Source organism: Brevundimonas sp. AVps5 (assembly GCF_058681515.1).
In genome coordinates, this window is record NZ_CM178740.1 from 3,062,064 (window position 1) to 3,074,967 (window position 12,904).

Annotated in this window: 15 protein-coding genes; 6 read left to right on the forward strand and 9 right to left on the reverse strand. The window is 68.4% G+C overall.

From position 1 onward, the window contains the following. Positions 1 to 2: 2 nt before the first annotated feature. The 3 genes from tsaD to ACW18A_RS15545 all read left to right on the forward strand — a co-directional run bounded on the left by tsaD (position 3) and on the right by ACW18A_RS15545 (position 2,585). The gene (tsaD, locus tag ACW18A_RS15535) at positions 3 to 1,136 is read left to right on the forward strand and encodes a tRNA (adenosine(37)-N6)-threonylcarbamoyltransferase complex transferase subunit TsaD (RefSeq protein WP_492022609.1); all 1,134 of its coding nucleotides are present in this window, start codon (positions 3 to 5) and stop codon (positions 1,134 to 1,136) included. A 67-nt stretch (positions 1,137 to 1,203) separates the two neighbouring features. Further along, positions 1,204 to 2,202, forward strand: a complete 999-nt coding sequence (locus tag ACW18A_RS15540; RefSeq protein WP_492022610.1) for an NAD(P)H-dependent glycerol-3-phosphate dehydrogenase — start codon at positions 1,204 to 1,206, stop codon at positions 2,200 to 2,202. Continuing rightward, positions 2,199 to 2,585, forward strand: coding sequence for a Rieske (2Fe-2S) protein (locus tag ACW18A_RS15545; protein WP_492022611.1), 387 nt, complete (start codon positions 2,199 to 2,201; stop codon positions 2,583 to 2,585). Before ACW18A_RS15540 ends, ACW18A_RS15545 begins: the two co-directional genes overlap by 4 nt. Before the next feature lie 6 nt (positions 2,586 to 2,591). On the opposite strand, the gene ACW18A_RS15550 is transcribed toward ACW18A_RS15545, so the two are convergent. From ACW18A_RS15550 to ACW18A_RS15575, 6 genes are read right to left on the reverse strand one after another with little or no spacing between them, the layout of a single operon-like run. After that, complete coding sequence (locus tag ACW18A_RS15550) at positions 2,592 to 2,744, reverse strand: hypothetical protein (RefSeq protein WP_492022612.1); 153 nt, start codon at positions 2,742 to 2,744, stop codon at positions 2,592 to 2,594. A 56-nt stretch (positions 2,745 to 2,800) separates the two neighbouring features. Next, a complete protein-coding gene (locus tag ACW18A_RS15555; protein ID WP_492022613.1) occupies positions 2,801 to 3,304 on the reverse strand; it encodes a phasin in 504 nt (167 codons plus the stop codon). Between the two features lie 23 nt (positions 3,305 to 3,327). Then, positions 3,328 to 4,080, reverse strand: a complete 753-nt coding sequence (locus tag ACW18A_RS15560; protein WP_492022614.1) for a creatininase family protein — start codon at positions 4,078 to 4,080, stop codon at positions 3,328 to 3,330. Between the two features lie 47 nt (positions 4,081 to 4,127). Then, positions 4,128 to 4,721, reverse strand: a complete 594-nt coding sequence (locus tag ACW18A_RS15565; protein WP_492022615.1) for a TetR/AcrR family transcriptional regulator — start codon at positions 4,719 to 4,721, stop codon at positions 4,128 to 4,130. Continuing rightward, positions 4,721 to 6,313 carry a DHA2 family efflux MFS transporter permease subunit gene (locus ACW18A_RS15570; RefSeq protein ID WP_492022616.1) on the reverse strand — a complete coding sequence of 531 codons (1,593 nt, stop codon included), beginning with the start codon at positions 6,311 to 6,313 and terminating at the stop codon, positions 4,721 to 4,723. Before ACW18A_RS15570 ends, ACW18A_RS15565 begins: the two co-directional genes overlap by 1 nt. Then, positions 6,310 to 7,422 (reverse strand): HlyD family secretion protein, encoded by a 1,113-nt coding sequence (locus ACW18A_RS15575; RefSeq protein WP_492022617.1) that lies wholly within the window; start codon positions 7,420 to 7,422, stop codon positions 6,310 to 6,312. Before ACW18A_RS15575 ends, ACW18A_RS15570 begins: the two co-directional genes overlap by 4 nt. 164 nt (positions 7,423 to 7,586) lie before the next feature. Here ACW18A_RS15575 and ACW18A_RS15580 point away from each other — a divergent pair, with 164 nt between their 5' ends. Together ACW18A_RS15580 and nth are read left to right on the forward strand one after the other, a co-directional pair. Continuing rightward, positions 7,587 to 8,837 (forward strand): flavin monoamine oxidase family protein, encoded by a 1,251-nt coding sequence (locus ACW18A_RS15580; RefSeq protein WP_492022618.1) that lies wholly within the window; start codon positions 7,587 to 7,589, stop codon positions 8,835 to 8,837. 56 nt (positions 8,838 to 8,893) lie between these two features. Next, a complete protein-coding gene (gene nth / locus ACW18A_RS15585) occupies positions 8,894 to 9,568 on the forward strand; it encodes an endonuclease III (protein WP_492024411.1) in 675 nt (224 codons plus the stop codon). Positions 9,569 to 9,700: 132 nt separating this feature from the next. Here nth and ACW18A_RS15590 read toward each other — a convergent pair whose 3' ends face one another. Then, positions 9,701 to 10,603 carry an ATP-grasp domain-containing protein gene (locus ACW18A_RS15590; protein ID WP_492022619.1) on the reverse strand — a complete coding sequence of 301 codons (903 nt, stop codon included), beginning with the start codon at positions 10,601 to 10,603 and terminating at the stop codon, positions 9,701 to 9,703. Next, on the reverse strand, positions 10,576 to 11,280 hold the full coding sequence (locus ACW18A_RS15595; RefSeq protein WP_492022620.1) for a DUF3108 domain-containing protein: 705 nt from the start codon (positions 11,278 to 11,280) through the stop codon (positions 10,576 to 10,578). The genes ACW18A_RS15590 and ACW18A_RS15595 overlap by 28 nt, the downstream gene beginning before the upstream one ends. Before the next feature lie 112 nt (positions 11,281 to 11,392). Between ACW18A_RS15595 and ACW18A_RS15600 the strand changes: the two genes are divergently transcribed. After that, a complete protein-coding gene (locus ACW18A_RS15600) occupies positions 11,393 to 12,403 on the forward strand; it encodes an adenosine kinase (protein WP_492022621.1) in 1,011 nt (336 codons plus the stop codon). Here the strand turns inward: ACW18A_RS15600 and ACW18A_RS15605 are convergent. Beyond that, on the reverse strand, positions 12,400 to 12,885 hold the full coding sequence (locus ACW18A_RS15605) for a hypothetical protein (RefSeq protein WP_492022622.1): 486 nt from the start codon (positions 12,883 to 12,885) through the stop codon (positions 12,400 to 12,402). The genes ACW18A_RS15600 and ACW18A_RS15605 overlap by 4 nt on opposite strands. Positions 12,886 to 12,904 lie beyond the last annotated feature (19 nt).

Sequence of the window (12,904 nt, forward strand, 5' to 3'; positions counted from 1 at the left end):
CGGTGGAGAGTTCGGCGGACTATAGCAGCAAGGACGCGGTCGCAACGGCGGTCAGTGGCGTGCTGACCGTTCTCGGCCTGGAGACGAGCTGCGACGAAACGGCGGCCTCGGTCGTGCGGCTGACCCCGGACGGGACGGCGACGGTATTGTCGTCGGTGGTCCACTCCCAGATCGACGACCATGCGGCCTATGGCGGGGTGGTGCCCGAGATCGCGGCGCGCAGTCATGTCGAGATGATCGACGGCGTCGTGCGGCGGGCCATGGCCGACGCAGGGCTCGGCTATGGCGAGCTGGACGGGGTCGCGGCGACCGCCGGTCCCGGCCTGGTCGGCGGGGTCATGGTGGGGCTGGGGTTCGGCAAGGCTGTGGCCCTGGCGCGTGGCCTGCCGCTGGTGGCCGTAAACCATCTGGAGGGGCATGCCGTCTCGGCCCGGCTCGGGGCGAAGGTCGACTATCCCTTCCTGTTGCTGCTGGTCTCGGGCGGGCATTGCCAGCTGCTGGAGGTGCGCGGCATCGGCGACATGAGCCGGCTCGGCACGACCATCGACGACGCGGCCGGCGAGGCCTTCGACAAGATCGCCAAGGCCATGGGGCTGGGTTACCCGGGCGGCCCGGCGCTGGAGAAGATGGCGGAGGGCGGCGACGGCGCGCGCTTCGACCTGCCCAGAGCGCTGCTGGGTCGCAAGGACTGTGATTTCTCCTTCTCGGGTCTGAAGACGGCCGCATCGAGACTGGCCCAGACCTGCGCGACGGATCAGGACCGGGCCGATCTGTCCGATGCCGTCCAGAGCGCGATCGCGCGCCAGCTGTCGGAGCGGTCCGATCGGGCGATGGCCGACTATGCCGACAAACACGATCACCGGCTGTTCGTCGTCGCGGGCGGGGTGGCGGCCAACCGGACGGTGCGACGGGTGCTGGAGGCGACAGCGGCGAAACGGGGTTTCGGCTTCCTCGCCCCGCCCATGGCCTATTGCACCGACAATGCCGCCATGATCGCCCTGGCCGGCGCGGAACGGCTGCAACTCGGTCTGGTCTCGGACATTGACGCGCCGGCCCGGCCGCGATGGCCGCTGGACGAAGCGCGCGCCCTGGCCGATCCTGTCCATCCGACCGGGCGCAAGGGCGCGAAGGCCTAGGCTGGTACGCCAGAACGGCCTCAAGTCGCCGAGCTCCGCGAGCGAGGCATCAGGCCAAGGAGAATGCATGCAGTATCGCACCGCAGGGGTCATCGGCGCAGGGGCCTGGGGCACGGCCCTGGCCCTGGTCTGCGCCCGCGCCGGGCTGGACGTCATCCTGCAGGCGCGAGAGCCAGAGGTGGTCGAGAGCGTCACCCACCGCCGCGTCAACGAAGCCTTCCTGCCGGGCGTCGTGCTGGATGACCGCATCTCGGTGACGGCGGAGCTGTCGGGCCTTTCGGCGTGCGACCTGGTGCTGGCGGTGCCGCCGGCCCAGTTCATGCGCTCGACCCTGGCCGCCTACGCGCCGCATCACAAGGCGGGCGCGCCCATCGTCCTGTGCTCCAAGGGCATCGAGCGCGGCTCGCTGAAGCTGATGACTGAGGTCCTGGCCGAGACGATCCCCGATGCGCCCGCCGCCGTCCTGTCGGGACCGAGTTTCGCCGCCGACGTGTCGAGGGGGTTGCCCACGGCGGTGACCCTGGCCTGCGCGGATGCGGGCCTCGGTGAGGCCCTGATGGAGACCCTGTCCGGTCCCGCCTTCCGGCCCTATCTGGCGACCGACCTGATCGGGGCCGAGGTCGGCGGGGCGATCAAGAACGTCCTCGCCATCGCCTGCGGCCTGTCCGAGGGGCGCAGGCTCGGAAAGTCGGCCCATGCGGCCCTGATCACGCGCGGTTTCGCAGAGATGACCCGGCTGGGCGTGGCCCTGGGCGGGGAGCCGGAGACGGTGGCTGGGCTGTGCGGGCTCGGCGACCTGGTTCTGACCTGCTCGAGCCCGCAGTCGCGGAACATGAGCCTGGGTCTGGCGCTCGGCGAGGGTCAGACGATCGAACAGGCCCTGGCGGGCAAACGCTCGGTGGCTGAGGGCTACGAGAGTGCTCCGGCGGTGCGTGAGCTCGCGCGGAAAATGGGCGTCGAGATGCCGATCTGCGAGGCGACGGCGGCGCTTCTGGCGGGGGAGACCACGGTCGATGAAATGATCGAGGGACTGTTGTCGCGACCATTGAAAGCGGAACGGGCATGAGCGACACGGCTCCAGCCGAGCGCAAACGGGTCTGGACCACGCCGCCGAACGTGGCCCTTTGCGCGCTCGACGACCTCGGGGAGCCCGGTTCGCGCGGCTTCGTCCTGCAGATCGGGGAGGCCTATTTCCACGGCTTCGTGGTCAGGAAGGACGGCGAGGTCGCCGGCTGGGTCGACCGTTGCCCGCATCAGGGCTTCCCGATCGCCATAGAGATGGACCGCTATCTGACGCCGGACGGATCGCTGATCATGTGCGGCTGGCACGGAGCGGTGTTCGAGCCGCTGTCGGGAGCCTGCGTCGGCGGTCCCTGCGCCGGTGGAAAGCTGACGCGGTGGCCGGTGAGGGTCGAGGGCGGGATCATCCGGACTGCCGCCCCCGACTGAAGGCGATCAGCCCTTTTCGTCGCCGCCGAAGGCTTCGTCGACCTCGTCTTCCTTGATCCGTTTGGACGCATCGCCGGGCTGGTTGAGGTTCTGTTCCTCGGTGCCGTCGCCCAGCATGCCGGGGTGTTTCTCGGTCTCTTGGGTCTTGGGGTCGGCCATGATGATGGCTCCAGTTGTTGACCCTGGATCAACGTGCCGCGAAGCTCGACCGTTCCCTATTTCTTCAACCGCTTCGCATTGGCCACGGCGGCCGAATGGATCGGCTTCAGCGCATCGGCCTGGGCCTTCAGCAGTTCGGTATTGAGGGTCAGCATCTGGCCCGCTGCCCGGCTCCACCAGGCGACCGCATAGTTGTAGTGGGCCGTGGCGGCAGCCTGGGGCGAAGCGGCGGAAGCGATCGCCGCCGCCGCGCGCTGGGCATGGCCGACCTCGTCCATCGCCGACCTGGACACCCGTGCGGCCAGGTCGCCCAGATTGCCGGCGACAGCGGCGGCCGAGGCGCTCATGGCCTCGACCTTTTCGGTGCTCATCAGATGCATCTCGGCCATGTCGGCCTTCATCGGATTGGCCAGGCCCTCGGCCATGATGTTCAGCCGGGCGGCGATGACGTCGGACGCTGCCCGCATCATCTCCCCGCCGTCGGCGGCGGTGCTCGCGGCCGAATGGGCGTTCTTTACCGCGCGCTTGCCGTCGCGGATCGTCTTGTCGAGCATGGTCATGGGACGGGCTTGGGCTCCTTTGCTCAGCCGGGCAAGACTTCATCAGTAAAGGCCGTCACGTCGCGGATCAGGGCGGGCACGGCGGCGTCGATGATCCGCTGACCCTTTTCGGGGGACGCCTGCGCCGGATCGGAGCCGATGCGGCCGTCCGGGAAGCGGGCGCGGTAGTCGAGGGCGTCGCGGATCGGGCCGTTCGGGGCGATCCTCGGCGAATACTCCGCGGTCTTGATCCGGTCGGGCCAGGCCGCCTGGGTGACGGCGATCTCGGACGGGGTGGCGTGCATGCCGTGGCCGGTCGGGAAGATCTGGTTACACAGGCTGTTGACGCCCGGCAGATCCCACCAGTTGCGCAGCTTCAGGACGAAGGGCGCGCTCTCCTCGACGAAGGACCATTCGGCGTAGAGCTCCGAGAAGGTCGCCTCGATGGTGGCGACGTTGCCGCCGTGACCGTTCAGGAAATAGATCCGCTCGAACCCGTGGCGGCTCAGCGATGAGACCCAGTCCGTGATCGCGGCCATGAAGGTCGAGGGACGCAACGAGATCGTGCCCGGGAAGGCCAGGTGATGCTGGGCCATGCCGATGTTGAAGGTCGGCGCGATGACCAGGCTGTCGTCGGCCTTCTCGGCCGCCTGGGCGATGATCTCCGGACACATCCAGTCGGTGCCCAGAAGGCCGGTCGGGCCATGCTGTTCGTTCGAGCCGATCGGCACGATGACGGTCTTTGTCGTCTTCAGGCGCGCGTCGATCTCGGGCCAGGAGGAATAGGCGATCAGCATTTCAGGCACTCCGAAGGGGAAACTTCCGTGTCCTTACGCCCGGTCGGTCAGGGCGCGAAAGCCCGGATGAACCGTTCGGCCGTCTCGCGAGCGCGGACGGTCCGGTCGATTTCGGGCTCATCGACGCCGAGAATACCGCGCAGATAGCCGTGGCCCATGGTCATTCCGGTGAACATCTCGGCCGCCGCCGTCGGGTCGGGCACGCGGAGGGAACCCCTGGAGTCCTGTTCGGCCAGCCACAGCGACAGTCGGCGCAGGCTTTCGCCCGGCCCGGCATGATAGACGGCCTGGGCCAGATCGGGGGCCTGGGGCGAGATCAGGGCGACCCCGCGCATGGCCGCGCGGCCTTCGGCCGAACAAAGCTTGTCGAGCATGACCCGGGCCAGGGCGGTCAGGACCTCGACAGGCTCGCCGCCTGTCCGCAGGGGGGCGGTAATGGCCTCGGACCGTCGCTCCGCCATGGCGCGGCCGATCTCAACCTTGGAGGCGTAGCGGTTGTAGAGGGTCTGTTTCGACACCCCGGCGCGGCGGGCGATCTCCTCCATCGAGGCGGCCGCACCCTTTTCGGCGAACAGGGCCATGGCGGCCTCGAGGATGGCCTCCGACTTCTTCTCGTCGATCTGACCGACAACGCGGGGCATCAGTGCACGTCTGCGGGCGGCGGCGCGCCCGTGCCGGGCTTCACCGGCCTGGCCAGCAGGGTCAGGAAGGCACAGCCTGCGCAACCCAGGGCCAGGATGGCGAAGGCGTCGCCGAACGCGAGCGTCATCGCCTGACGCTGAAGGATTCCGTAGACCGCCTTGATCGCCGCGCCTTCGGGGTCGATCGAGCCCGACATCATCGTGGCCATGCCGGCCAGCATCTCCTGCATCGGGATCGAGGTCTGCGGAATGGCCTGGGTCATTTCACTCATGTGGAGAGCGGTGTTGGTGGTCAGGGACGTGTTCAGGAAGGCGAGGCCGAAGGCACCGCCGACATTGCGGAACAGGTTCACCAGACCCGAAGCGTTCTTCACCATGTGCGGCGGCAGGGTCGACATGGTCACCTGCTGCGCCGCCAGCATGGCCAGCATGATCCCCGAACCCCGCAGGGCCTGGATGCCGGCGAACTCCCAGAAGCCCCATTCGGCGGTGACTGCATGGGCCTCCCACATGCCCCAGGAGGCCATCACGAAGCCGCCGAACATCAGGATGCGGAGGTCGATGATCCTGACCAGCCGTCCGGCGACAGGGGCCGTCAGGAACATGGCCAGGCCGGAGACGACCATGGTCGTGCCGACCTCGGCCGGTGAATAGTCCCGCACCCGGGACAGGAACAGCGGCAGCAGGAAACTGCCCCCGAACAGGGCCACCCCGACGGTGAAGGTCAGCACGATGCCGACGAGGAAGTTGCGATTGTTGAAGGCCCTGAGTTCGACCACCGGGTTCCAGTAGACCAGCGAGCGCCAGATGAAGGCCGGTCCGCACAGGGCCGCGACCACCGCCAGCAGCAGGATCTGGTCGTCGGCGAACCAGTCATTCCTGGAGCCTTCCTCGAGCACGAACTGCAGGCACATCAGGAAGGCGGCCATCAGACCCAGACCCAGCCAGTCGAAGCCCTTGGACAGCGACGGGTCGCCCCTGTCGAAATTGGCGTAGCGCCAGACCAGGAAGAAGGACAGCAGGCCGAACGGCACATTGATGAAGAACAGCCAGCGCCAGCTCAACATCTCGGTCAGGTGGCCGCCCAGTGTCGGGCCGACGGTCGGGGCCAGGGTGACGACCAGGCCGACGAAGACCGAGGCGGTGATGCGTTTGGACGGCGGGAAGGCGGTGAAGGCCACGGCGAAGACGGTCGGGATCATGGCCCCGCCGACGAAGCCCTGGATGGCCCGGAAGAAGATCATCACCTCGACCGAGGACGACAGGCCCACGGCGATGCTCATGAGCACGAAGCCGCCGCAGCTGAACAGGAAGACCTTCTGGGTGCCCCACAGCCGCGACAGATATCCCGACAGGGGGATCATCACGACCTCGGGGATCAGATAGGCGGTCTGGATCCAGCTGATCTGATCGGCGGAGGCGCCGATGCCGGACTGGATCTGGGGCAGGGAGGCGGCGACGATCTGGATGTCCAGGATCGCCATGAACTGGCCGATGACCATCCCGGCAAAGCCGAGGATCAGGAAGGTCCAGTTGATCCCGGGTTCAGCCTGGGGGGGCTCGGCGGTCCCGTCCAGCGTGACGGCGGTCATTGCGAGCTCGTGGTTCCCGCGTCTGCCAGGCGCGTCTGCCCCGTTGCGGCCTCGGCGAACGATGCGCCGCCCTCACTTTTGAGATCGACCTTGACCTCGACCGACAGGCCGGGACGCAGGGCGGCTCCGCCGTCTGCGCGGTTGACCAGGATCCGGACGGGCACGCGCTGGCTGATCTTGGTGAAGTTGCCGGTGGCGTTCTCGACCGGGATCAGGGCGAACTCCGAACCGGTGGCCGGGGCGAAGCTGTCGATGCGGCCGGTCAGGTCCACACCGGGGAAGGCGTCGGCCTCGATGTGGACGGTCTGGCCGAGACGCAGCCGGTCCAGCTGGGTCTCCTTGAAATTGGCCACGACATAGGTCTCTCCCAGCGGCACCAGCGACAGCAGCTGGCCGCCCGGGCGGACATACTGGCCGGCGCGGACGCCCCGCGCGCCGACGACGCCGGCGGCGGGCGCGCGGATGACGGTACGATCCAGATGGGTCCGGGCCTGTTCGACGGCGGCGCGTGCCTGATCGACGGCAGCCAGGCTCTGCTGGCGGGTCGATCCGAGCACGCCGACGGTGCGCTGTTCGGCGACCAGGGCGGCCTGGGCCTGTTCGACGGCGGCGGCGGCGGTCTGGGCGCCGGCCGTTTCGGTCTCGATCCGCTGCTGGGAGACCCAGCCCTGACGTTGCAACGCGGTGTAGCGGTTGACCTGGGCCTCGGCGAGATTGGCCTGGGCGCGGGCCTGTGACACGGCGGCGGCGCGCGACGCGATCATCGCCTGTTCCTGGGCGGCGCGGGCGTCGACGTTGTCGACGGCGGCCAGCAGAGCGGCGAGGTTGGCCTCGGCGGCGGCCAGCCGGGCCCTTGCGTCGGAATCGTCGAGCCGGACCAGGACCTGGCCGGCCTGGACCCGCTGGTTGTCGGTGACCAGAACCTCGGCGACGTAGCCGTCGATCTGGGGGCTGACCAGGGTGACGTCGGCCTGGACGAAGGCGTTGTCCGTGGTCTCCCACCGCTGCTTGTTCTGCCACCAGACGGTGCCGCCGATGATCAGGCCGATGGCGACGACGCCTCCGACGATCAACGGGAGGCGTTTTTTCAATACGGGTGCGAGGGCCATGCGTGAGGGTATCCGGGATGGGCGTCGGGAGGACGGCTGTAAAATGGACCCAATCGTCCAGAAATCAATCCCCTTGCGACATGGCGTGAACACGTCATGTTTCGCGCTGTTCCCCTGTCCCCCTGAGCGACTTCATCTCCCTTCCCTCCTCCATTGATGTCGCGGTGATCGGCGCGGGTGCCGCAGGGCTTTCGGCCGCGCGTCGGCTGGCGCGCGCGGGCGTCGCCGTCGTGGTGCTGGAGGCGCGCGACCGGATCGGCGGGCGGGCCCATACGATGGCGCTGGAGGACATGCCGATCGACCTCGGCTGCGGCTGGCTCCATTCGGCGGATGAGAATGTGCTCTGCGCCATGGGGCGCGAGGCCGGCCTCACCATCGACGAGACCCCGCCGCCGTGGCGTCAGCAGGCCTTCAACCTCGGAGTCACGGCTCGGGAACAGGCCGAGTTCGGCGAGGCCTGGGCCGCCTTCGACGAACGGGTGGCCGAGGCCGCCAAGGCGGGAGACGACCGTCCGGCGGCTCAACTGTTCATTCCGGGCGAGCGCTGGAACGAGCGGATGGACGCCATATCCGGCGCGCTCAACGGGGCGAAATTCGCCGAGGTCTCGACGCTGGACTACGACGCCTATGAGGACACGGGCGTCAACTATCGGGTGGTGGAGGGTTACGGGACCCTGATCGCGTCGCTGGGCGAGGATGTCCCGGTGGTCCTGAACTGCCCGATCGAGGGCATCGACCGGTCGGGCGCCCGGCTGACGATCGAGACCGCGCGCGGCGTGATAGAGGCCCGGTCCGTGATCCTGACCCTGCCGACCTCGGTTCTGGCGTCGGAGGCCGTGCGGTTCGACCCGCCCCTGCCGGACCTGATCGAGGCGGCGGCGGGCGCGCCCCTGGGGCTGGCGACCAAACTGCATATGACGGTCGCGGGCTGGGAGGAGTTCCCCGGGGACAGCCAGCTGTGGGGTCGCACCGATACGGCCCAGACCGGCGGCTATCATCTGCGGCCGTTCGGACGGCCGATGATCGAGGGCTATTTCGGCGGTGACCTGGCCTGGGGGCTGGAGGCGGAAGGCGAGGCGGCCTTCTTCGACTTCGCCTGTTCGGAACTGGCCCACCTGCTGGGATCGAGCTTCCCGAAACGTCTTCGCGTGTTGTCGACCTCGATGTGGGGCGCCGAACCCTGGTCGATGGGCGCCTATTCCCATGTCCTGCCGGGACAGGGTGACCGCGAGACCGGCGCGCGGGCGCGGCTGGCCCGACCGATCGAGGATCGTATCTTCATCGCCGGCGAGGCGACGTCCCGCGGCTTCTACGGCACCTGCCATGGCGCCTGGATGGAGGGCGAGCGCGCGGCGGTCGAGGCGATCACGGCGCTGGGGCTGGATCCGCGCCTGTCGACCGGCGAGCTGGCGTGAAGGCCCCGACCGCGAAGAAGGTCCCGGCAAGGGGCGGCCGCAAGTCTGGCAGTGTCATGACCGGGGCGCCGGTCCCGGTCTTCGCCTTTCCGCCGGACGAGGATCGGGTGGATCAGATATTCACCCGGTTGGCCCGCGTCATGCCGGAGCCGAAGACCGAGCTGAACTTCACCGACCCCTTCACCCTGGTCGTCGCCGTGGCCCTGTCGGCCCAGGCGACCGACGTCGCGGTCAACAAGGCCACCGACAGACTGTTCGCCGTCGCCGACACCCCGGAGAAGATGCTGGAACTGGGCGAGGCAGGGCTGGTCCCCTTCATCGCCTCCATCGGCCTCTACCGGAACAAGGCGAGGAATGTGATCGCGCTCAGCCGGATCGTCCTGGAACAGCACGGCGGCGTCGTGCCCCTGAACCGGGCGGATCTTCAGGCCCTGCCCGGCGTGGGCCGCAAGACCGCCAGCGTGGTCCTGAACGAACTGGGCATCGAGCCGGCCATCGCCGTCGACACCCACGTGTTTCGCGTCTCGCACCGGCTGGGGCTGGCCAACGCTGCGACCACGGACAAGGTCGAGGACCAGCTGCACCGGATCGTGCCCGAGGCCTTCCTGCCCAAGGCCCACCACTGGCTGATCCTGCACGGCCGCTACACCTGCACGGCGCGAAAGCCGAACTGCGCGGGGTGTATCATCAACGATCTGTGCCCCGCGCGGGGTCTGATGGCGGCGTCCTAGAGCCTGATCGGCTGAGGTGGAATCGCTTCGCGATTCCGCTGATGCCGTGAATCAGGCTCCAGATCCAAGCGAGAGCATGATTCACGCTTCATGCCGGACCCGCGAAGCGGGTCCACCAGAAACGCTCATGCTCTAGGCGCCGGAAGCCAGTCGATCCCGCACCGCCTCGGCAAACAGACGGCCGCCGTCCGGAGCCTGCGAAAGATAGAAATCCGGTTCGACCAGTTCGGCTTCCATCAGGACCCACTTCGACCCGGATTCGACCATGTCTATGCGGGCGTAGAGCAGGGGTTCCTCGATCGCCGCGAGCACCCGTTCTGCAAGGGCGACGGCTCCGGCCGGCGGTTCGGCGACAGGGGCATAGGTCCCGCCGTACTGGGACTGGATGCGGAAATCCCCGGCTTTCGCGGTCTTGATCACGGCGTGGCTGAACCGGCCGCCGAAGAACAGCAGCGACAGTTCCCCGTCCGCCACCAGCTCCGGCAGGAAGGGCTGGATCATGGCCGCGCCGTCGGGGGCGTCGACCAGAGCTTCGCCGCGCGAAATCTTCACCGTCTTCCAGGCCCCGCCGGAGACGGTCGGTTTCACGACGAGGGTGTCGGTACCGAACCGGTCGAAGGCGACCTCGACCTCGGCCTGATTGACCTGATCGCTCCAGGCGGTGGGCGGAATGGCGATCCCGGCCGCTTCCAGACGCCTGAGATAGGTCTTGTCCGAATTCCAGCCCAGAACCGAAGCCGGGTTGGCGATCCGCACACCCGCCTCGCCCCACAGGGTCGTCGCCGCCTGCCAGTGTTTGTGCCTCTCGTAGTAGCCCCAGGACAGGACGCCCAGCACCAGCGGATAGTCGATCAGGACCGAGGCGTCCTCGACATGGTCGGTCCAGGCGGTCGGAACGGCGGTCACATCGGCCATGGCCAGGGCCGTCGACAACCGCTCGAGCACGACGGGCCAGTGGCTCTTGTAGGCCGGATCGTCGGCGGCCGGCGTCAGGATGGCGATCCGGGTCAGGACGGGCTCTCCAGCAAGGAACAATCGCCCCCCAGGGCCTGCGATCCCTGCGCCGCCCGATACTCCAATTCGCGATTGCCCGAAGTCGAAATCAGATAGGTCAGATTGCGTTGCTCGTCCGGTCCCGCCTCGACGACCCAGGCCTCGATCCGTCCGTCAGGCGTTGCCACGGTCTCTCTCCCGGTCACCTTGACCGAGAAGGTCCCGAACCCCTTGTCGTACTGCCAGTAGGGCAGGCTGAACGCCGCGCCTTCCGCCAGCGGCAGGGCGGCGAAGGTCTGGCCGTACAGATTGCCATCCCACACAGGCCCGTTCAGGGGCACGTCGATCGGTGTGGAGACGCCGCCCTCGATCTTCTCGCCGGTGATCCGGTCTGGCCCGTATTCGAGGCGCACATGGATCTGGCCCTGGCGGGTGTTGATCAGGGAGATCGGTCGCAAGGACGCGGCCTCGAGCAGGAATTCGTCGCGCATGTCGAAGGCGCCGCCGCTGACCGACTGATGCACCACCACCCGCAGCACGGGGCGGCCCTCGACCGTATCGCGCTCCACCGTCTGCCAGGTCACGCCGATGGGGCGAGAGGCGCCGTCGCGGGTCATGGTCAGGGTGAAGCATTTGGCTTCCTCGCTGAGGCGGCCTCCATCGGGGACAGTTGTCGGCGCGGCGGTCTGTATCGCGAGGGCGGCGAGCAGGGTCAGCATTTGGATCTCCTGGAATGCGGCGGCGATCTTGCGAACCGTCGGCCACGCGGCAAGTGAAGCTTCGGTAATCCGGCTCTGGCGCGCGGCGTTCCGGCCCGCTAAGGGGCGGCTTATGACCCAGAACACTGCCACCTATGACGTCTGCGCCGTCGGCAATGCCATCGTCGACGTGCTGTCGCCGTGCGACGACGCCTTCCTGACCTCCCAGTCCCTGACGCCCGGCTCGATGCAGCTGGTCGACGAGGTCCAGAGCGCGGCGCTGTACGACGCCATGGCGGCGGGCGTGGAGGCCTCGGGCGGCTCGGCCGGCAACACGGTCGCGGGCGTCGGTTCGTTCGGCGGTCGTGCGGCCTATGTCGGCAAGGTCGCGCCGGACACCCTCGGCGAGGTCTTCAGCCACGACATCCGCGCCTCGGGCGTGCATTTCGATACTCCGGTACTGAAAGGCGGCGCCGGCACGGGCCGCTGCCTGATCAACGTCACCCCGGACGGCCAGCGCACCATGTGCACCTTCCTGGGCGCGGCCAACCAGCTGGCCGTCGAGGACATCGACGCGGACCTGATCGGGTCCAGCGCCATCGTCTATCTGGAAGGCTATCTGTTCGACCCGGCCCCGGCCCGCGCCGCCTTCGAGGCCGCTGCCGCCGCCGCCCACAAGGCGGGCCGCAAGGTCGCCATCACCCTGTCGGACACCTTCGTGGTCGCCCGCTGGCGCGCCGAACTTCTGGCCTTCATCGAGGCCTCGGCCGACATCGTCCTGGCCAATGAGGGCGAACTGGCCACGCTGTTTGAAACGGAAGACTTCGACGCCGCTGCCGCCCGCCTTGCGTCAATGGTTGACGTCGCCGCCGTCACGCGTGGCGAGCACGGTTCGGTCATTCTGTCGGGCGAGGAGCGCGTCACGGTCGCCGCCTGTCCGGTCGACAAGGTGGTCGACACCACGGGTGCCGGCGACCAGTACGCCGCCGGCTTCCTGCTGGGCGTCGCGCGCGGCCTGACGCTGGAGCAGTCCGGCAAGCTGGGCTCGCTGGCCGCCTCGGAGGTCATCGCCCACTGGGGCCCGCGTCCGATGGTCAATCTGGCCGATCTGGCCGCCGAGAGCGGCCTGACGCTGACGGCCTAGTCCGCCGACGTTTCCGCATCGAAGGCCTTGCGCCAGGCGCGCAGGCCTTCGTCGTCGACCAGATTTGCGACCGGAACGGTGGCGTCGATCGACAGTCCTGACGCGACGTAGCGACCATAGGTGACGAACCACTCGCCCTCCCGGCCCGACAGGGCGTCGAGGAAGGGGATCGGCCCGCAGCTGGTGAAGGTCGTGTGGCGGACGGCGATCCGCTCGGGTGGCAGCTCGCCCTTGAGCGCCAGTGACGGAACGAGGGTGGCGCTGAAGCCGTCGCCCCCTGCCAGTTCGATGCGCTCGAAGGCGCTCGCCGCCGACAGGAAGACCACGTCCGACCGCTCCCACAGCTCGACCTGACGATTTCTGACACGCTCGGCTGCGGCCTCCGGAGAGGCGTCAACCAGCGGCGAGCAGGCCAGGGCCGGCGCGGCCACGGCGGCCAGGACAGCGGCGAAAACCCGGACGGGCAGGCGGTTTGCAGTCATGTCGATCCTCCGCTCCCGG

Coding starts and splice junctions, on each gene's coding strand:
- ACW18A_RS15600 (WP_492022621.1), top strand. CDS start 11,393: ATGACCCAGAACACTGCCACCTATGACGTCTGCGCCGTCGGCAATGCC.
- nth (WP_492024411.1), top strand. CDS start 8,894: ATGACCGGGGCGCCGGTCCCGGTCTTCGCCTTTCCGCCGGACGAGGAT.
- ACW18A_RS15595 (WP_492022620.1), bottom strand. CDS start 11,280: ATGCTGACCCTGCTCGCCGCCCTCGCGATACAGACCGCCGCGCCGACA.
- ACW18A_RS15555 (WP_492022613.1), bottom strand. CDS start 3,304: ATGACCATGCTCGACAAGACGATCCGCGACGGCAAGCGCGCGGTAAAG.
- ACW18A_RS15605 (WP_492022622.1), bottom strand. CDS start 12,885: ATGACTGCAAACCGCCTGCCCGTCCGGGTTTTCGCCGCTGTCCTGGCC.
- ACW18A_RS15565 (WP_492022615.1), bottom strand. CDS start 4,721: ATGCCCCGCGTTGTCGGTCAGATCGACGAGAAGAAGTCGGAGGCCATC.
- ACW18A_RS15545 (WP_492022611.1), top strand. CDS start 2,199: ATGAGCGACACGGCTCCAGCCGAGCGCAAACGGGTCTGGACCACGCCG.
- ACW18A_RS15550 (WP_492022612.1), bottom strand. CDS start 2,744: ATGGCCGACCCCAAGACCCAAGAGACCGAGAAACACCCCGGCATGCTG.
- ACW18A_RS15570 (WP_492022616.1), bottom strand. CDS start 6,313: ATGACCGCCGTCACGCTGGACGGGACCGCCGAGCCCCCCCAGGCTGAA.
- ACW18A_RS15540 (WP_492022610.1), top strand. CDS start 1,204: ATGCAGTATCGCACCGCAGGGGTCATCGGCGCAGGGGCCTGGGGCACG.
- ACW18A_RS15560 (WP_492022614.1), bottom strand. CDS start 4,080: ATGCTGATCGCCTATTCCTCCTGGCCCGAGATCGACGCGCGCCTGAAG.
- ACW18A_RS15575 (WP_492022617.1), bottom strand. CDS start 7,422: ATGGCCCTCGCACCCGTATTGAAAAAACGCCTCCCGTTGATCGTCGGA.